Source organism: Paenibacillus sp. GM1FR, assembly GCF_002803315.1.
In the GTDB taxonomy this organism is placed as follows: domain Bacteria; phylum Bacillota; class Bacilli; order Paenibacillales; family Paenibacillaceae; genus Paenibacillus; species Paenibacillus amylolyticus.
In genome coordinates, this window is sequence record NZ_MKZL01000063.1 from 163457 (window position 1) to 183516 (window position 20060).

Genomic DNA, 20060 nt, shown 5'->3' on the forward strand with positions numbered 1-20060 from the left:
GAGACATGCCGGGTAACGTATGCCATGATTTTCTACCATGCCATTCCTGTTCCCGATATGTCTCTTGGCTCTCTGTCCGCATAGTTGGATCTACCCGTCACCGAATTAACCAAACACCTTGAAATCAGTCGGTGAAATTCCCACATATTTGCGGAACTGTTTATAGAAATACCCCGTCTCCCAATACCCCACATTTCGGGCGATCTCATGTACCTTCAGATTGGAATTGCGTAGTTGCTCCTTCGCACGTTCAATCCGGTATTTGTTGATATATTCGGCAAACGTCTCCCCTGTCTCCTTATGGAACAATTGTCCCAAATAGACCGGATGCAGATGATAGTGGGCACCCAGCAGCTTCAAGGAGAGCTCTTCTGCGTAGTGTTTGTCGATATGCTGAAGCACCTGGTTCACAATTGGATTTTTCAGATCCTGCAATAGGGATTGGATCGTCTGCGACCCAACCTGCTGAAGCGCCCGCACGAGTTCATCAAAAGTACCACTGTCCAGTACAAGTTGAAGCCCTTGTTGGTATATGGCAGACTCATCCGAGTGTTTGATGCTCTCCAGTTCCATTTTGAAGCGAATCACAACTTCCAATGCGGTATTCTGTAACTCCCCAGGTGTAAGCCCATCGCGATGCTGTTCAAAATCCATGCGAATCCGGTCGGCAAGTTGTTCTGTATTGCGGGACAGAATGAGTTTGGCATACTCCCTCCATTCAATGAAAAAAGTCGCCGTTGAATTTCCGCACCTTTCCAGCATGGCATGGTCGATGACTTTAAGGTTGGGATAAATCATCACATACTGGAGTGCTTTTTTGGCCTCGGCATAACTGGTCGGCGCATGGTACAGTCCCTTCATCAACCTGCCTGCTCCAATGCGTGCCGCCGGATGGGTTACGGTTATCTCATCAGATAATGCCTGCAAGCCATCCATCAACTTCTGTTCCTCGTCACTCGTACCCTGAATATTGGCAATAATGACGATGTCTCCATCGATATCATGAAATACGTTCAGATGGCGTCTGTCTCTAAGCATCTCTTCTACACGTTCAAACATGCCGGGTACTTGTCCTTTGTCACGCAGAATGGCCACAGCAACGTCCGGTGCATCCAGCGAAAGGTTCATGAACTGGGCACGTTCTTCAAATTCAGTAGCTGCAATCTGTCCCGTAAGCCATCGATGAAGAATGTTATCTTTCAGAATCTGGATGCCATACGCATCATTGGCTTGAGGTGATACCATATGATCCAGCTTGGACGCGGTGTTGCTCAGCGTGGATTCCAATTCCTCCACATTAATCGGTTTAAGCAAATAATTTTCGATTCCCAGCTGCATGCCTTCCTTCAGATATTCGAACTCATTGAAACCACTGAGGATAATGACCTTAATCTCAGGTTGTACTCGCCTTGCTTCCCGAATCAGGTCAAGACCATTCATGAGTGGCATGGATATATCCGTAATCAGAATGTCCACAGGCTGAGAAGAGAGCGCCTGTAACGCTGCTTGCCCATTACCTGCATGGCTCACAATTTCCATACCAAATGAAGACCAATCCACAATATCGTATAAACCTTCAATGATGAATGGCTCATCGTCCACAATAAACACCTTGTACATATTACACACCTGTCCCTTCTGTATGTGGATAACGCACCCTGATTCGTGTTCCTTCTCCGAGGGTGCTCTCTATGGTGATACCGAACTCTGGCCCATACAGGAAGCGCAATCGACTATGGACACTGCGCAGCCCGAACATCTGACCAGACTCTTCAGGACGTTCCAGTTCTTCAAGGATTTCCGTCAGGCGTGCCGGATCAATGCCTTTGCCATTATCTTTGACTTCCACTTGCACCACATCATCTGTCTCTTCCACAACAATGGATAATCGGTTATCCGAACGTTCTGTCTGAATGCCGTGTACAACATAATTCTCAATGATAGGTTGCAGCGAAAGTTTGACCACAGGGTGTTGATAATATGCAGCATCGATCTGGATCGTATATATGAAAATATCCTTGTAGCGGATTCGGAATAATTCCAGATACAAGCGGCAAGCTTCCATCTCATCCTTCAGCGTATAATTTTTCTTTTGCTGTACCAGGCTCTTGAACAATACGGATAAACTATAGATCATCTCGCCAACATCTCTCGCCCCTTGGGATATCGCCCTCATCCGAATCACTTCAAGCGTATTGTAGAGAAAATGAGGGTTGATGCGCGCCTGTAATGCGACCAGCTCGGTCTCCTTCTGTTTGATCTCGGCTTTGTAGACCCGTTCAATATACAGATTCAGCTCATCCAGCATGTCGTTGAAGCTATGTGAGATCTGCCCCAGTTCATCATCTCGCGGATCGTCGATGCGAGCCGTCAAATTTCCATATTTCACTTTTTGGGTGAAGCGGATAATTCGACGGGTTCGTTTGGCAAAGTTAATAATGAAAAATGCCGGAACCAGCACGGCAAACAAAATACATACGATACTGATCGAGATAATGGTATTGCGAATGCCCGCATAGGTTTCAGCCATCTCTTCTACCGGAACGGTGCCAATGACCACATACCCCTGATCGGCGGAGACAAACTTGTTGACGTACATGTTCTGCTCCTTTTTCATTGAATCCATATCCGTCTGATCAAACAGGGAATCGGCCACATTCACGTAGGGATACTTCTTCCCGTAATAATGATTGTTGGAGTCAAATAACACTGTCCCTTTCGCCGATAACACCACGATGTCTCCCTTGAGATTACTCTCGTAGTTATCCAGCGCATTACCGATTCCTTCTGAGTCAAAGAAGACAAGAAATTGGCCCAGATTCCGAAGAGTCTGTGTATTGTTAATCGGTACGCGGATGGAGTAGAGCGCAGGGTCCCATTGATTAATCTCTTTGCGAATCCAGTAGTTGGGTGCACTGATATTGGGCGTTTCCATCGCCATCACGTCCGGAATATAGGAATGAGCTACATTGGCGTCCAGCTTGCGGAACTGCTTGTGTTGATTAAAGGTAGACAGATCCTGCTGTTCGGCGCTATACAACATGAGTTGATTAATCTGCGAATTGCGATCCATAATATTTTGAAAATGTTTCAATACATCGGCCGAATAGTCATCCTGATTGGCGTAATATCCATTGGTCATGTGCTGAACATATTCAGCGTACGAATGATTCATCAGGTACGTAATGTTAGCGGACAGCGCCTCATTCTGATGCATATCCCTCACCATGTTTTGCACCGATTCATACTGCTGATGAATGTACCGGTCCACATGTTCCATCGCCGCTTTCTGGATCGCCAGTTCCCGGCGAATCGTGGAGTCGGACACCGCCAGGAAAATGATATAAGATAACGTAATGATCGTGACAATAGATATCATCGAGAAGATCAGGAGCATTTTCATAAACATATTATTTTTGAAGAAATTATTGTAAACGCTAACAATTTTCAATTCGCATGTTCCCTCCGATGCTGTTTTCCTGACTTGAATTATACCATCAGGCTTCTGACATTAACTTGTCACCTGCAACTTTTCTTTAGTTTATATCTGTGTTTCTTTAATTTCACCCTATTTAAAAACGCTTTCATCCACTATCGTTAACCATAAGTTTAGCTTTGTGTAAAAGAATACCTTACATTCATTCCACTTGAAGGAGGAACAGCATGACACGCAAACTCAAAGCAAAAGGCATCATACCCAAGGTAACCGCCATGGTCCTGACTACGGCTCTGCTTGGACAAGTTGTTGCATCATCCGTTTATGCCGGAGACACGCTCCCTTACACAGGCGAAAGCGCCAAAGGGATGAATCAACCCTATCAACACGGGTACACCTCGGCTCAGATTCTGAACTGGACACCGGAAAGTGATATCCATGGTGATCTCCTTCGTGCTCATGTTCCCTTGCAGCCCCGTAATGAAGCGTTCGCTGCCACACAGGCTTATCCTGAGCTTAGCCCGGACACCCAACTGTTCACAATGAGTGGTGATTATGGCAATGCATTCTTCGATAGCACACCTTATACCAATGAATTCAGCCAGTATCTGTTTAATTATTGGCAATATACAGACTACTACAGCTATTGGCACGGCATGGCCTCTGCGGGAGTACCTGAGGAGCTGTACGATCCGAGTAAAGAATGGACGGAGAAATACTTCGAGTTTGGCATTTTGAACATTCCGAATCCGGCCTACACCAATGCAGCCCATAAAAATGGCGTTAAGTCCATTGCTAACATCTTTTTCTCGGACAATGACCGCGGGCCACAAACCTATAAACAAATGCTGATCCAAGATGAAAACGGTAATTTCCCTGTGGCCGAGAAACTGGCCGAGATGGCAGAATACTACAACTACGATGGATATTTCTTCAATCAGGAAGAGGTTGCCCGGGGTGTAGCCCCTGAGGATATCGCTTCCTACAAGAAATTCATGAAATATCTAAGAGATAAAGGCCTGTACGTTCAGTGGTATGATTCCACCATCAATACAACAGGCAAAATTCAATACCAGAACCAATTTAATGGGCTTAATAGCCCGTTTGTACAGGATTCCGTTCTCGGCAGAGTCTCGGATTCCATCTTCCTGAACTATGTGTGGAACCACAAGATGCTCCGCGATTCCCGTGATCATGCCCTTAGCCTGGGACTGGATCCACTGGAAACCGTATTTGCTGGTGTCGAAGGTGGACATGACAAATTCGGCCGCTGGAAGCAATCCTATGACCTGCGCCATAATCTGGATGAGAACGGTCAACCCATGAACAGCATCGCGACATTGGGTGCCGACTTCACCCACAACGCTCTGGATGAAGAGATGGGCGATGGCAGCACCAATCACCGAGCTGAGGATGAGTACCAGTGGATGACCTTTGTACGCGATCGTGCGTGGTGGTCTGGCCCAAATCAAGACCCGACAGATGCACGTCGTAATGCGTCCGCCGATCTGTCGGATGTGTATGCTTCCGGTGCAAATTGGGATGGAATCGCTGCGTATCTGACCGAACGCTCCGTTATCAACGGCTCCAATTTTGCGACCAGCTTCAATACGGGTCACGGTCTGAAATATTTTGAAGACGGCGCTGTCTCGAACGATAAAGAATGGTCTAATATCAACATTCAGGATATCCCTGTCACTTGGCAATGGTGGATGGATAGTAACGGTGACAAGCTCAGTGTTGATTTTGACTACGGTCCATCTTACGAGAAAGGCGCAAGGTACACATATGACTCCATTGGCGCGTTTAATGGCGGCAGCTCTCTCGTGGTGAACGGTACACTGAACGCGGAGAACTTCCTTCGCCTCTACAAAACCGACCTGTCCGTCAACGGGCAATCGAAACTGGAACTGACGTATAACAAACCGTCGACTAGTGACGCTTCCTCCCTGCATGTTGGGTTGATCTTCGAAGATGATCCATCCAACGTGGTCAATGTGGAAGTGCCTCAGTCAGGCCAGCATACTACAGGTTGGAAGACAACTTCGCTGGATTTGAGTGCATATCAAGGCAAAACCATTGCCGCTATGGGATTATCCTTCGACCCGAATGGCAAGGAGATTGAGAATTACCAGATGAATATAGGCGAGATCCGTATGTCCGACGGTTCAGCGGCTGTACCGGATGCACCGACCGGATTCCATATTGCCAAAGCACTGACCAATACCGATGAACTGGTTGTCGCATGGGACATGAAAGACTATTCTGAGGTCAAACAATACAATTTATATGAAAATGGCGCCTATGTAGGCGGCGTGTATGATTCCACTTTTTATATCAAATCGCTAAAACAGCCATCTGGTGAACTGTCTATCCGTGCGGTTGGTGCAGATGGTACCGAAAGTGAAGCAACCGTCCTGCCTTACGATCTGAATGCAGCCGTTCAGGATATTGATGTGAAATTCAAAAAGAATGGCGATGCTATTGTAAGCTGGAAAAACCCGAAAAAAGCGAAAGAATCAGGCAAAGACAAAGATAAGAATACGGATAAGGACAAGGATAAAAATAAAGACAAAGGAAAAGGCAACGAGTCTATTCAACTCACACTAGAAACAGAATACACAAAAGAACCTTTCACCAAGACGCTTCAGGTCAAAAAAGGAAAACAATCTGCCGTCCTGACCGGACTTCCGACCAATGGTGAACATTACGTGCTGAACATCGCCATTGGCGGGCAGAATCCGGTTACCCATACCGGACAGCTCGCAGATCTTCAGATTACACCATACGCCAAGGAAATGGTCACGGTAAAAGATGGAAAGTACACATTAGCCCTCCCGGATCTGGAGGACTGGTATAAGATCTTTGTATATGAAAATGGGGTACCACGCGAGTTCGGAGTCACTTACGTTTCGCAGAAATTCCCGTATATCATTCGGGGAAGAACAAAGCTGAGTGAACTGACTTTCACGCCAGCTTCCAGCAACAGCTCTTTGAAGCTGGTCATTGAGGATTATGCAGGCAATCAGGCCACTACGATTTTGAAGTAACACTGCAAATTATTTTTCGTGCACCCCTGTATAACATATTAGTCACTTAGAGCTATTTTAATAAAAGAGAGCCCTCTCACTTCCCTGATAGGAAGTTGAATGGGCTCTCTTTTATTAATCTCACAGCTGATTGTATAGTTTCTTGAAATTAGACATGTATGGATCAAGAAGATACAACTTCTTCTTTATAATTCTCTCTCTATATTTAGGGAGTTCTTCGGAAGTATTCACTACTTTAAAGCTTATAATTTTAGCTTTCTTCACACTTCCAATGGAAATTTTATCATTATACGGGTCAAACAGCTCCATCGTTCCATTAAATAAACGAGTTCCTCCATTAGGACCCTTTTTATACGTTCCATATTGATATACGTTTTTTTGCTCTTCCGTATATTGCATAAGAAATCCAGATTCTTTTTTAAAATTCACGGATGCGAACAAGGACATATTTTCTGCTTTTAATGGAACATTTAAATCATTGGAGTCTGCTAAACCGAAAGCGACCATCACATTATCGTTCATGTACCTAAAAACCAATTCAGTATCTAAACTCAAGTCCCTTATCACTGTGTATCCAGATACAGGCTGACCATCTTTAAAAGTACCCCGATGTGCCGTAGCTCGATCATATTCTTCACTGTACTTACTAAATTTAAAATATTCTCTTAAAGTACCTTGTCCATTCTGTTTATCATTAGCCCAAGTTCCCTCGTAAATGACTTGAGGCGTTTCTGTTTGTGGGTCTGATGTGATTAACTCTCCCTTCCCAGATCTCTTTCCATATTTCCACTCACCGGTATACGTTTTATACTTTCCCCATGTGGCAGTCCCCTTTCCATGTGGTTTCCCATATTGAACTTCACCATAGTAGACGCCTCCATTAGAAAGAGTTAAAGATACATCTTGTGTTGTTGCAGCGTAAACCCCTCCTACATTAGACCCTATAAATAACCCTAGAACCAATAGAACAATTGCAATAAATCTCTTCAAATTCAAAATCCTTTCTATTCTTATGTATTAGTAGGTACTATTATATATCGTATAAATGATAACATTTCTGTATATTCATAAGCTGATCATTGAGAACTACGCGGGCATTCAAGCAACCATGATTTTGAGGTAACCCCTCAAGATATTCAGGCATGCTATATAAAAGCAAAGAAACGTAGAGCCCAGCACTTCTAACAGGCAGTTAAAGGGCTCTATGTTTTGATCACGAAGTAGTATGACAGACATCAATTGGGAGCTACAATAATAACTCAATTTAATGGTCTGGTCAGACAAAGCGAAAACGTTGGTAATTCAAAAAAAAAGACAAGTCCCCAATCGTAGGGACCTGCCTTTAAATAAATGATCTAAGAAGTTCCTTTTTGTTTACTCGCCTGCATCTGCTGGGCAAATCGCATCATCTCTTCGAACTCTTCCTCGGATACGGCGTCTCCATCGGTGCTTATGTCTTGTACAATCGGAATTTCGGGCTTGGCTTTGGTTCCTTTGCCGTATGTACGGGTACGGGTTCCAGCTGCACCAGCAGCCTGTTTGCCTTTGACCTTGGCCTGATCACGAATATATTGAACAGCTTTCTCGTAGGAGTTCACCTGCTTGAGCAACATGTTGGAGGCGATCGCCTCAACGAAGTTACGGTTAATCCGCTGCTCTCCGCCGGATACAAGCAATGCCATCAAATAATGAATCAATACATTGATGACTTCACCAGGCAACTTATAGCTCAGATCAATTTTCTCAAATATATCGATCAGATTGTCTGGTACTGCACCTGGGAAGAACGTCTGCAACAGACGCGTATACGGCTCATTCCGCAACATCATATTGTATTGATGAATATCACACTTGGTCATAAATTGCGGAGGTACTTCGACGTAATATTCCATCTGCACTCCATGCTCAACAGGTGGTTCACCGGAGTCTTCTTTCCGCTCTGGCTCCTCCATATGCTGTCTCAGTGCCACGACCTTGGCTGCCTGTACAGTCTGTTGCTCATGGCGCTTCTTGGTCTGTCTAAACTGCATGCTCGCCTTATGCTGGAGATCATCCAAAATCAGCTGGCCCTGCGGACTGAAGATATCATCTTCGTCCAGCAGTCGGCATACATCCTGCACACTGAGGTTGAACTTGTTCACTACATAATTTACAATGCCTAGTTGTTCATGATCGAACCGCAGCTGTTCTACATGACGGCGATTGACGGACTCCCGCGGGAAACGCAAAATAATGTCGGCATAGTTCAAACTATTTTCTTCCGCTGCATCATTCGTGCCTGTCCGTTGGGCCGTAGTTGATACTTCCGACAATGCTTGCTCCAACTCATAATCAATTACGTGGGTATTCAATTCAAATATATCGTAAAAGGGAACGGAAATATTCTCTTTATTAGCTGCCGGATAAGGCGCGTCGCCATTTTCCACTGCCGAGAAACCGGAACGCAGGGAAAGGACGGCGAATTTGCCAATCTTGTCACGAAGCAGCAGTGTCAAATGCTGTGTCCGGAAAAACTCTGCCGGAGAGAGCGGCGGTTGCAGCTCATATTCGTAGATGTAATCATCATTTTCCGGTATATATAGGCGTGATGTCTGAAGTAGCCCCACTGCCTCAAGCTTGGATGTCTGCTCTAACAAATATTTGCGCCCTTTCTCACTTGGCTCCAAGCCAAGCGTCATGAACAGCCTCCGTTGCTGTTCAAGCGGCGAATAACCGACCTGTTCACCGGGAAGATGCTGAAACAACAGCCGATACAAGCCAACCGCAAAAGCACCTACCATGGGCTGATATGCTCCTGTAAGCATACGGTCATCCAGGGCGCTAAGTCCAAACTCCCTGTATACGCAGTAGCGATGATGTTCAGTATAATGGTGCAGATTCTTCATGCGCATAGCCTGATCTCCTTCTCCCCAAAAGTATGTTTATCTATTCTATCATAAATGTCTGATCCTCAAATGCTCAAAAACAGGTAAAAAGATGGCCTGTTCTCGTTCCGTTTCGTCCTAGGTCGACATCATTCACGTTTTCGCCGAATTCAGCAAATTTCTAAAATAAAATGTCGAGAGTCGCTAGAATACTATAAAAGCTCTAGCAGCAGAATACAAGTGAATATCTAAAGAGAATGTTCTCCAGATGTATATGAAGTACAAGTGTACAATAATCCTTATAATATAAATGAATAGCAAAAAAGCCTTCCCTTTGTACTCGTAAGCGTTTACGACAAAGACAAGACTTTCACGCGATTACAGTGGCATGTGTTACCTCTTTCCAACAATCTAAAACATTCTGTACCCACCCAGTCGCAACTTCTGGATCGTCCAGCCACTGATTACCGCACCAGCCAGTCCAGCGATGCCCGTCATATAGTCTACAAGCTGGAAAGAACCCAGATGTGACATCAGAGATGACGAATGATCCCATAGAGAGTACACGACGACAGGCAAAATCACAATGATGAACAGATAGGAAGGAAACCAGGTTGTCTTCATCAGCATGTTCAGAATGAAACCGATACCAAACATCATAACGAAAAATAATACCATCAATACCAACACAGGTATAAATTGCATCGGGCGACATTCACCTCTTCTTTCACACATTCAGGTTTCACTTCTGGATAGTAGTTAGTGTACCGCAAAAAATGTGGCGAAGCAACGAACTTTCTGGACAAATTTCCCTATATTTATACTCTGTTCATTTGCCCTTCTGCTTCATGTTGGGATACAATGTAAACGATAAAGCAATCACCCGTCCCTTATAGGGATTTGGAAATATACCTTGCAGGAGGAACACAACCAATGAACGAAGCCGCATCAACACTGGAGGGCTGGTATGCCCTGCATGATTTTCGCTCGATTAACTGGGCCGCCTGGAAAGCAGCAGATGATGAAGAACGCGCTGTAGCACTGGACGAGCTTCAGGAATTCTGGAAAGAATGGAAAGAAGTCGAGGATTCATCCAAAGGAAGTACCGTTGTATATACGGTTGTAGGTCAAAAAGCAGACCTCGTCATGATGCACCTGCGTGAAACGCTGGAAGATCTGAAGGCTGTTGAGAACGCGTTTAACAAAACGATGTTTGCTCAATACACAACTAAGTCGTATTCCTACGTTAGTGTAGTGGAACTGAGCAACTACCTTGGCAAAGAAGGCGAAGACCCGATGCAAAATCCGGAGATCATCGCCCGCCTGAAACCTGTTCTGCCACAACGACAATACATCTGCTTCTATCCAATGAACAAAAAACGTGAGCTGAATGACAACTGGTACATGCTGTCCATGGACGAGCGCCGCACCATGATGCGCAGTCACGGCATGATTGGCCGCAGCTATGCGGGTAAAGTAAAACAGATCATTACCGGCTCTGTCGGTTTCGACGATTGGGAATGGGGCGTTACGCTATTTGCGGATGACGCACTTCAGTTCAAGAAACTCGTCTATGAGATGCGTTTCGATGAAGTTAGCGCCCGTTATGGCGAATTCGGTTCGTTCTATGTGGGAAGTCTGTTGAACGAAGGAACACTGGAAGACATGCTTAAGCTGTAGAAACAGCACAAAGCACAATAAAGCACCGCGACATCTCCTGTAAAGGATACTGTCTGCGGTGCTTTATTATCTATCTATATTCTACTACCTCAAGCTTGATTTAGATCTATATTGTTTGAACTATTTATTTACACAAAAACGGAAAGGACAGAAAAAACCTGAAAAAGCGAAGCTATAAGCTTTCTGCAAGAAAGCTACTTCGAAAGCATCCACTTTGCCTACAAGCTTTCTGAAAGAAAGCTACATCGGAAGCATACGCTATCACCGGATTTTCCCTTTAACAAAAGGGAATCAAAAAAATCTGGGGATAACAGCGATTGGAAGGTTATGTCTCTAATCCTCGTCCTCATCATCTACCGCTTTTAGCGATTCGAGGAATTCGGCTGTGGCCCGATCACGGTCACGTCCCTTCTCTTTAAGCCGCTCAATCGCAGGCATAATGAGAATATCCACTTCTTTCTGCACGATGTAGGCCAGATCATACTGATCCTGTTCCTCGAGATAACCACCGACCTGCATCAGGGCGTTGTAACGATCCAGCTCTTCACGTGTTAATAGTCCCCGGACCTGAACACTGCAATGTCTCATCCAAAAAAACGCCCTTTCTTCAGTACCAGCGGAATACCACCAATGATGAACAGATAACGCAGATCTACCAGCTTCTTCAACTGAGCCGCTTTCCAGCCCTTGTATTTCTTGCCGCCCACAACGGCAATAGCTTCACCTTTACCAAGTGATGCAACCGTGCCTTTGCTCGTAAATACAAAAGGTTGTGGCTGTTTCTTGCGAATGGATGCCACGACGTTCTTAGCGCAGTTCACACCCTGCTGCATCGCAATCTGAGCTGTTGGCGGATAAGGCCGTCCTTCAGCATTGAACACAAGTGAATTATCACCAATGACATAGACATGCTCATGTCCAGGAGCACGCAGATAATCATCTACCTTCACACGTCCTCGCATCACTTCAAGACCTGCCTGTTCAAGCAGTGAGTTACCGCGAATACCGCCGGTCCATACGACTGTAGCTGCATCGAGCTTTTCACCTTCACCCACAATAACCCCGTCCGGGAGACATTGCTTGATTGGAACACCAATTTTGAAAGTAACACCCTTTTTCTTGAGCACATTCATTGCATGTTCTACCAATTCCGGGTCAAATCCAGGCAAGGCCGAAGGCGCTGCCTCTACATTATAGATGTGCACATGTTTCGGATTCACGTCGAACTCCTTGCACAGCTGTGGAATACGATCTGCAAGTTCAGCTACGAATTCAACACCACTGAAACCCGCTCCACCTACGACAAACCGAATACGATTTCGTTTGTTATCGTTTTTGTACATCGCAAATTGATATTCGATGTGTTCTCGAATCAGTCTGACCGAGTTAATGCTGCGGATTGTCATGGCGTGATCGAGCATCCCTGGAATACCGAAAGTCTCAGGCTCACCGCCTAGTCCAATAATCAGATAATCATAGGATAACGTGCCGTCCTCCAGAATAATCTTCCGATCCTGCAGACGAATCTCCTTCACGGAAGACTTGACCAGATCAATCTTGAACTCATCAATCAGCTTGGAAATGGGCACTCTCGCATGCTCAATGGTATCCGTGCCGGCTGCCGGCATATGTAGATGTGTAGTAATATAATGATAATCATGCCGGTTCACCAATGTGACGTCGGCCTCGTTATAGTTCAATTCCTTCTGCAGCCGCTGGGCTGTCAGAATCCCGCCATAGCCCGCGCCGAGGATGACGATTTTGGGAATACTGCTCATGTCTATACCCCTTCCGGTTTCACTTGCATCAGCCCGATCTTGGGTGAGATGCAAAATGCACATACTTACAAATATTGATGAGGTCTTGCCCATTATGACGACAAATGTTAACTTCGCGAATTTATTTAAACGTTTGCATCAAATTTCATAACTCACTAAAAATGGATTTTATGAAACTAGATATCGACGTATCGAACCGTTTTGATCTATATCTAGACTTGATTGAAGCAACTAAAGGGTTTATGAAATTGATACGTTTGCACGCAAGTTATCGTTTCAAGTTGTGAAATTAACCACAAGATTCTACAAAACACGGGATCTGTCTTCATATTACATATTGACTCTAAATTAGACAAAAAAACACATAGTACAGGTCAAGGATATCTGTATTTCTAGTAAAGATCAAGTTTTTTTTTGTTATTTTTCATAACCTTTCATTTCCAATTTCATCCTATTCTCATCTGATCTTCATCAATTGTTCCCAGTTTCGTGACGCCGCTAACTTTGCAACCCTGAATACACCGTTTATAATAGGAAAGACAGTTCAGCACCCATGCCGGTTACGATACGTAGCCTGCACATTCTTTCTGTTAACTACCTATTAAAATATGAAAGGTGTTGTTGATTCTTGACTGCACAAAATTCCAGTCATGATATGACTGATTTACTTATTATCGGTGGAGGCCCTGCGGGTCTGTTCGCCGCGTTTTATGGTGGGATGCGTCAGGCATCCGTTACACTGGTTGAAAGTATGCCACAGCTTGGTGGACAGCTTGCCGCTCTTTACCCGGAGAAATACATCTATGATGTAGCCGGATTCCCGAAAGTAACAGCTCAGGAACTGGTGAATAACCTCGTTGAGCAAATGAATCATTTTAACCCGAACATCCGGCTTGAAGAAAAGGTTGTATCGGTGGAAAAAAAGGATGAGCAACATTTCGTCGTGAAGACGGATGAGAATGAATATCATGCCAAAGCCGTCATTATTACAGCTGGTGTAGGTGCATTCGAACCACGTCGCCTGGAGCTTGAAGGTGCTGCCAAGTTCGAGAAGAGCAACCTGCACTACTTCATCAGTGATCTGAATGCCTTCGCTGGCAAAAAAGTACTGATCAGTGGCGGCGGTGACTCCGCGGTAGACTGGGCACTCATGCTGGAGCCTATCGCTGAGCAAGTAACGCTGATCCATCGCCGGGACAAGTTCCGTGCACATGAGCACAGTGTCGAAAACCTGATGAATTCCAAGGTGAATGTCGTTACACCGACCGAAATCACGGAACTTCACGGAGATGACACGATTACCAAGGTAACCCTTTCTCATGTGAAAACCAAAGAGACTCAGGAAATCGAAGTAGATGACGTGATCGTTAACTTCGGATTTGTCTCTTCTCTCGGACCGATTGCCGAGTGGGGTATCGAAATTGACAGTAACTCCATCGTTGTTGATTCCCGCATGGAAACATCCATTCCAGGAATCTTCGCTGCCGGAGATATCACAACATATCCGGGTAAACTGAAGCTGATCGCTGTCGGATTCGGCGAAGCTCCAACAGCCGTCAACAATGCGAAGGTATACTTCGATCCGGATGCCAAATTGTCCCCAGGACACAGCAGTAACATGAAACGCTAGTTTTGCTGAAATAACATATATTGATACAAAAAAGGGTATCTTACTCCTGAGTGAATCCATATCAGGAGGGATACCCTTGTCTTATATATGCCCGCTGTGTAACGGTCTGGTTGTACCGGAGCAGGCTTGCCCCCACTGCCTTCAGGGACTGTTAGAATGCGGCAAATTGGATGATTACACCGGACCATACAGCCCCTACGTATTCCAAACTTCCTCTGACACGGCAGACGAAGTCGAAAACGTTTGCAATCATGTGATGTACTGTCACCATTGTCAGACGAGCACGCCATGGCCAGTCTCACTATGGGACTTGTCCGGAAACCTGTAACATTGCCTGCAATGAGGATCTCTAGTGAAGAATGGCAGATACGTCGGTACCCAGTTTGCGCTTATGGATTTCTGCCAACAGCAGTGCGATGAAATCTCGTTCGAGATTCAACTCAATCGCTTTATGGTAGGAATCCAACAACATCTCATCGGATAACATAGCCATTTCCCGCCACAACCTTTCCTTTTTTTTCCTCAAAACTATCATATCAGAGATTCATATAGAGAACAAGCGTTCTTGTTATCCACAACGATATGTGGAAATCCTGTGCATAGTTTGTTGATAATTGGAAAAAATGTAGAGTAATCAACGTGTATAGTGTGGACAATATTTATGCACAGGGAGTTTGTACTACTGTCAGAACGTTTATCAGCGTATTTTTTTTGGAATAAATTCATAGTTTCAAGACTTGTTGCGAGTAAATTACCCGGTAATGTAAAATTTCAAACGGTTTTCATACCGTTTTCTTTTATATATTATCGGTTTTTCTTGAATTTTCTTGAGTTTTCCCATTCATTTTCTATTGGGGTCTGGTATTCACTTCCAGAATCCAGATCTTGCCTGAATAATCCAGTCCATAATCAAATCCAAGCTGACCTACACCAGGGAACTGACTTTCCATAATGTACGTACATGTCAGTGTAAGTGAACGCATCTCCCGGCGTTTGTGCCGACCGGATATATGTGGCAGGGATAAACCAAGAGCTCGCCTTCCTGATAACATGGTGCCACCCTTGCTCAGATTTGTCACACAGAGTCCGGGACGAGCGAGTCGCCCTACTAATGAACGGAATACCCAGCCTCGTTGGGTTTTGACAACTTTGACTCTGTAATCAACAGGTCTCCCTTGAATTGTTGCCAGATGAATGCCTTGCTGGATCAAGTACTTGCGTCTAGCCTTTACACGCACCAGAGAGCGATACATCTGGCTGAAACTGGCGAAAGAACGGGTCGTTTTCATATGGGTGTATCGATAAGCGCCACCGCTGGCCGATACCCGGATAACACCGTAACCTCCGCCTCCTACAATAGGTTTGACATACACCATTCCATAACGACTGAGCATTTGCAGCAGATTACCCGAGTTGAATGCCTTGGTCTGTGGGATATGGACAGCAGCTACCGGGTATTTCATCAGAGCCGCTGTCTTCCGCCATTTGCTTGCAAGTTGTCTCGACATGGGTTGATCTCCTTCCTTGAAACAATAGTCCTTCCTTATACATACTCAACAGAAGCCTTGCTTTCTTGGATGTCTGTCCACGGCAAAGGCCCCTTTTCCATGTAACCTGTCCCAGGGTGATGGCGGAAACGGGAACAAGCGCCCGGTTTACTTTTCAAACAAGTCAATCTGTCGTATGCTACTAAGGAATGGCTTGGAAGGGCTTAAATATGAGGATCTAAGGAGCGTTAAGAACAAATGGAAGCATTTTTCAAATCACTTTATGGCGTAGCCTATTTTGCAATGTCGATCGTTCTGGTAGCTGTTACGGTACTTCTCTTTGTCACAGGTATTCGACTGTTTATGCAAAAGCGTAATCGCGGCTTTGCCGTGAGTTGTCTTATATTTGCCTGTTTCATCGTCTTTATCATTGTTGTTATGTTAACTACGCCCTTCTCTGCCACACCGCCGGGTTCACCGGAAGCCATGGCTGCCCTTCTTCACTTCGGGTAGTTGAACCTCTGTAGAAGGAGATGCTTATGACACGTACTAATGAAACCTTAGGAATTATTGATATCGGGTCGAACTCCATTCGTCTAGTTATCTATGAACTGGATCAGGACGAAGCCTATCGCATCATTCATGAAGACAAATACGCCGCTCGTCTGAGCAGCGTTGTTGAGTCCGATGGAACCATTCTGCGCCATTCTCTGGATAAAGCCATCACCATCTTGAGTCAATTCAAAGCGACCTGTGAAGCGTACCAGACCAAACTGATTCGCGCAGCAGCTACCGCAGCTATTCGTAATGCAAGCAATGTCCTGGAGATTATCGAATGGCTGGAGACAGAGACGGGGCTTACCATTGAATGTGTATCGGGAGATCGGGAGGCCTATTATGGGTTCCTTGGTGTCACTCAATCCATTGATCTGGCAGACGGTTACGTCGTGGATATTGGAGGCGGCAGCACAGAGATCACGGTCTTTCGGGATCGGAAAAGGTTACATAGCATCTCCCTCCCTATTGGTGCAGTGAATTCACATGCCCGTTACGGGGGCGAAGATCAGTGGACTGAGGAGAATGCAAATGCATTATGCAACGAAGTCACTGAGGCTCTCCGCGGACAGGATTGGATTCGTGAGCATCCTGGTCTGCCACTCATCGGACTTGGCGGCACAATGCGTACACTCGCTAAAGTGGAACAGAAGCGTACCCAGTATTCTTTGCCTGTCAGCCATCATTATGAGATCAGTGAGGAAGCGATGGAGAATATCGCTCGCTCCTTACCACATCTCACCTCGGCACAGCGCAAAAAGGTACCTGGGCTCGCCAAAGATCGCGCAGACATCATTGTGCCCGGCGTACTGATCCTACGAACTGTCTTCCAGATAATACAAGGAGATCGTTATGTGGTTAGTGGCGCGGGTCTACGAGACGGGTTGTTGCGTGATTACATGGCTGGAGGGCAACCGGTCGTTCCAGACGCGCTGAAGGACAGTATCCGCAACTTTATCCATTTTGGTCCGCCTATTCCAGAGAAACGTCTGCAACGGATTCATCAGGATATGGTTACCCTGTATACGGCATTACAAGGTACCCCTCCTGATCAAGCAGATGCCCGAATCCTGTATGCATCCTCCATGCTGCACATGGCAGGTAAACAGATTAACTATTTCCGTTATACACAGCACTCGGCCTATTGGATTATGAATTCGAGCATTTATGGACTTTCTCATCGAGAGACCATTCTAAGTGCCAGTGCAGCTGATTATCATCCCAAAAAAAGAACGCCCCAGCTGCTGAATAAGCACCGGGACATTCTGAAAAACTCGGATGAGCGGCATGCTCATCGTTTAGGCTCTCTGCTGCGCGTAGCCGAAGCCATCAATCGATCCGAAAGCATCGCTGCGATCAAAGCAACAAAAGAAAACGACTCACTGCAGGTGCAATTCACCTGTACAGCTGAGCCGTTACTGGAACTAGATGGCCTGGAAGAGGCCGTCAAGGATCTGAAGGAAGCCTGGGGAGTTACGTTAACGCACTCCATTCAGCAGGCTTCCAAGGGATAATACCCATGGCCTCCGTCTGACTTCTCAGCGGGGGCTTTTCATTTTCTACAAATACATAATTGCCACCAGGCATAAGTTGTCTCGCTTTGACATTATCCATAAGGGACAGATTAAGGATATCCACTAGCATCTTTTTCAGCTCTGGATCAAATACGGGACACATCAGTTCAATTCTTCGATTCAGGTTACGTGTCATCCAGTCTGCACTGGAGATGAATACATCGGGGTTGCCGCTATTTTCAAAATAAAACAACCGTGAATGCTCCAGAAAACGATCCACAATGCTAATGACCCGAATATTCTCACTGATCCCCTCTACCCCCGGACGCAGACAACATACACCACGCACAATCAGATCGATCTGCACGCCGGCTTGAGAAGCCTCGTACAATTCATCAATCATTTCCTGATGGGATAAGGAGTTGATCTTGGCAATGATTCTGGAAGGTTTGCCTTTCAGCGCGTGCTCTGTTTCTCTACGAATCAGTGTAAACAACTCATCCTTCATACCATCCGGAGCTACACGGAACGCCTGCAATGCCTTCGGACCGGAGTATCCGGTAATCTCATTGAACAATTCGGATGCATCTTCCCCAATAATTGGATTAGAGGTGAACAGTCCCACGTCCGTATACACCTTGGCTGTACTCTCATTATAGTTACCGGTTCCTACATGAACATAACGTCTCAGCCCCTGCTGTTCCCTGCGTACAACAAGAATGATTTTGGCATGGGTCTTCAGTCCAACCAGTCCATATACCACGTGACAACCGGCTTTCTCCAGCTTACGCGCCCAAGCAATGTTGCGCTCTTCATCAAACCGGGCTTTCAGTTCCACCACCACCGTGACCTGCTTACCACTCTCAGCGGCAAGTGCAAGTGCCGGAATAAGGCGTGAATCGCCATTGACCCGATATAATGTCATCTTGATGGCCAGAACCCTTGGATCTTCTGAAGCCTCCAATATAAAATCAGTGACTGGTTCAAACGATTCGTACGGATGATGCACCAGTACATCGCGTTTGCGCAGTAGCTCAAAATGACTTTCTCTTGGCAGAAACTCAAGTGGGTAGACTGGCTTCACCGGACTGTATTTCAGATGTGAGAAACTTTCCAGACTGTCTACGAATCCCGCCAGAAAACTCAGATCAAGTGGTCCATCAATTTCATATACCGGGTCCTGAATATCAAATTCATCCTGCAATTCCAATAAGGCATCCGGACGAAAATCCTTGCACACTTCCAGTCTTACAGGAGCCCCGCGGCGTCTGCGGCGTAATTCTTTTTCAATAGCCTCAAGCAGATCTTCCGCTTCTTCTTCATTAATAAACAGATCCGCATTACGGGTCACTCTGAATTCCTGTGCAGCAAGCGAGATATATCCGCTGAAGAGCGTATGGATATGATGTTTGATAAGATCTTCAATCAGTATGAATGTTTTCTTTTTGCTATTCGCCCGAATGGGAGCCTGAACTACCCGCGGCAGATTGGAAGGCACCTGAACAATAGCCATAAACGGCTCGCCCTCTTGCTCCCCTTCCTTCTGTAACATCACGGACAGATAGACAGACTTGTTGTGTACCAGTGGGAACGGACGACTCTGGTCAATCGCCATCGGTGTGAGTACCGGAAAAATAATTTCATGAAAGTACTGGTCCATTGCGCGCTGCTGTGTCACATTAAGATCTGTATATTCCTGAATGTTCACGCCTTTCTTGGCGAGTAGACGAATGAGTTCACGATACGTTTTATACTGTTCGGCGACCATGGTCCCGGTTCGTTTGATCAATCTGCGGTACAATCCCGAAGGCGTGTATCCTGTAAAATCTTTTTGCGTGAATCCGGCCTTGATCTTCTCTTTTGTCTCCGCCACCCTTACACTGACGAACTCGTCCAGATTACTAGCGACAATGCCGAGAAATCTCATGCGTTCCAGCAGAGGCGTTGTTGGATCCTGGGCCTCCTGAAGTACGCGCCGATTAAATTCAACCCAACTCAAATCACGATTAACGTAGTTGCCTGTTTTGACGTCTCTATGCATGTATGGCCTCCGAATGTGTTGCATA

16 protein-coding genes are annotated in these 20060 nt (G+C 45.6%); 6 read left to right on the plus strand and 10 right to left on the minus strand.

Annotation, left to right across the window (positions count from 1 at the left end):
* Nucleotides 1–105: 105 nt before the first annotated feature.
* Nucleotides 106–1620: a response regulator transcription factor gene (locus PAEAM_RS28705; protein ID WP_100529763.1), complete on the minus strand. Its 1515-nt coding sequence runs from the start codon at nt 1618–1620 to the stop codon at nt 106–108.
* A gap of 1 nt (nt 1621) precedes the next feature.
* Nucleotides 1622–3451 (minus strand): sensor histidine kinase, encoded by a 1830-nt coding sequence (locus tag PAEAM_RS28710; RefSeq protein ID WP_100529764.1) that lies wholly within the window; start codon nt 3449–3451, stop codon nt 1622–1624.
* 212 nt (nt 3452–3663) lie between these two features.
* Here PAEAM_RS28710 and PAEAM_RS28715 point away from each other — a divergent pair, with 212 nt between their 5' ends.
* Nucleotides 3664–6486, plus strand: a complete 2823-nt coding sequence (locus PAEAM_RS28715) for an endo-beta-N-acetylglucosaminidase (RefSeq protein ID WP_100529765.1) — start codon at nt 3664–3666, stop codon at nt 6484–6486.
* 120 nt (nt 6487–6606) lie between these two features.
* Here the strand turns inward: PAEAM_RS28715 and PAEAM_RS28720 are convergent, their stop codons facing one another.
* The 3 genes from PAEAM_RS28720 to PAEAM_RS28730 all read right to left on the minus strand — a co-directional run bounded on the left by PAEAM_RS28720 (nt 6607) and on the right by PAEAM_RS28730 (nt 10055).
* A complete protein-coding gene (locus PAEAM_RS28720; RefSeq protein ID WP_133120497.1) occupies nt 6607–7476 on the minus strand; it encodes an MORN repeat-containing protein in 870 nt (289 codons plus the stop codon).
* Between the two features lie 365 nt (nt 7477–7841).
* On the minus strand, nt 7842–9377 hold the full coding sequence (locus PAEAM_RS28725) for a replication initiation and membrane attachment family protein (RefSeq protein ID WP_036605770.1): 1536 nt from the start codon (nt 9375–9377) through the stop codon (nt 7842–7844).
* A gap of 384 nt (nt 9378–9761) precedes the next feature.
* Entirely contained in the window at nt 9762–10055 is a 294-nt protein-coding gene (locus PAEAM_RS28730) for a YuiB family protein (protein WP_017692435.1), read from the minus strand.
* A 228-nt stretch (nt 10056–10283) separates the two neighbouring features.
* Here PAEAM_RS28730 and hemQ point away from each other — a divergent pair, with 228 nt between their 5' ends.
* The gene (hemQ, locus tag PAEAM_RS28735) at nt 10284–11030 is read left to right on the plus strand and encodes a hydrogen peroxide-dependent heme synthase (RefSeq protein WP_062837936.1); all 747 of its coding nucleotides are present in this window, start codon (nt 10284–10286) and stop codon (nt 11028–11030) included.
* A 333-nt stretch (nt 11031–11363) separates the two neighbouring features.
* Here hemQ and PAEAM_RS28740 read toward each other — a convergent pair whose 3' ends face one another.
* Together PAEAM_RS28740 and PAEAM_RS28745 are read right to left on the minus strand one after the other, a co-directional pair.
* A complete protein-coding gene (locus PAEAM_RS28740; RefSeq protein ID WP_036605767.1) occupies nt 11364–11618 on the minus strand; it encodes a hypothetical protein in 255 nt (84 codons plus the stop codon).
* Nucleotides 11615–12808, minus strand: coding sequence for an NAD(P)/FAD-dependent oxidoreductase (locus PAEAM_RS28745; RefSeq protein ID WP_036605766.1), 1194 nt, complete (start codon nt 12806–12808; stop codon nt 11615–11617). The genes PAEAM_RS28740 and PAEAM_RS28745 overlap by 4 nt, the downstream gene beginning before the upstream one ends.
* Before the next feature lie 655 nt (nt 12809–13463).
* Here PAEAM_RS28745 and PAEAM_RS28750 point away from each other — a divergent pair.
* Nucleotides 13464–14438, plus strand: a complete 975-nt coding sequence (locus PAEAM_RS28750; protein ID WP_207765610.1) for an NAD(P)/FAD-dependent oxidoreductase — start codon at nt 13464–13466, stop codon at nt 14436–14438.
* A gap of 76 nt (nt 14439–14514) precedes the next feature.
* Nucleotides 14515–14766, plus strand: coding sequence for a hypothetical protein (locus tag PAEAM_RS31640; protein WP_076319806.1), 252 nt, complete (start codon nt 14515–14517; stop codon nt 14764–14766).
* Nucleotides 14767–14787: 21 nt separating this feature from the next.
* Here the strand turns inward: PAEAM_RS31640 and sda are convergent, their stop codons facing one another.
* Nucleotides 14788–14931, minus strand: a complete 144-nt coding sequence (gene sda, locus PAEAM_RS28755) for a sporulation histidine kinase inhibitor Sda (protein ID WP_017692430.1) — start codon at nt 14929–14931, stop codon at nt 14788–14790.
* A 355-nt stretch (nt 14932–15286) separates the two neighbouring features.
* Nucleotides 15287–15946: a YheC/YheD family protein gene (locus tag PAEAM_RS28760; protein WP_076253234.1), complete on the minus strand. Its 660-nt coding sequence runs from the start codon at nt 15944–15946 to the stop codon at nt 15287–15289.
* A 237-nt stretch (nt 15947–16183) separates the two neighbouring features.
* Here PAEAM_RS28760 and PAEAM_RS28765 point away from each other — a divergent pair, with 237 nt between their 5' ends.
* Both PAEAM_RS28765 and PAEAM_RS28770 read left to right on the plus strand, forming a co-directional pair.
* Nucleotides 16184–16438: a hypothetical protein gene (locus tag PAEAM_RS28765; RefSeq protein WP_017692428.1), complete on the plus strand. Its 255-nt coding sequence runs from the start codon at nt 16184–16186 to the stop codon at nt 16436–16438.
* Nucleotides 16439–16464: 26 nt separating this feature from the next.
* The gene (locus tag PAEAM_RS28770; RefSeq protein WP_047841288.1) at nt 16465–17994 is read left to right on the plus strand and encodes a Ppx/GppA phosphatase family protein; all 1530 of its coding nucleotides are present in this window, start codon (nt 16465–16467) and stop codon (nt 17992–17994) included.
* Here the strand turns inward: PAEAM_RS28770 and ppk1 are convergent.
* Nucleotides 17954–20035 carry a polyphosphate kinase 1 gene (ppk1, locus tag PAEAM_RS28775; protein WP_100529767.1) on the minus strand — a complete coding sequence of 694 codons (2082 nt, stop codon included), beginning with the start codon at nt 20033–20035 and terminating at the stop codon, nt 17954–17956. The two genes, PAEAM_RS28770 and ppk1, sit on opposite strands and share 41 nt — an antisense overlap.
* Nucleotides 20036–20060: the final 25 nt, after the last annotated feature.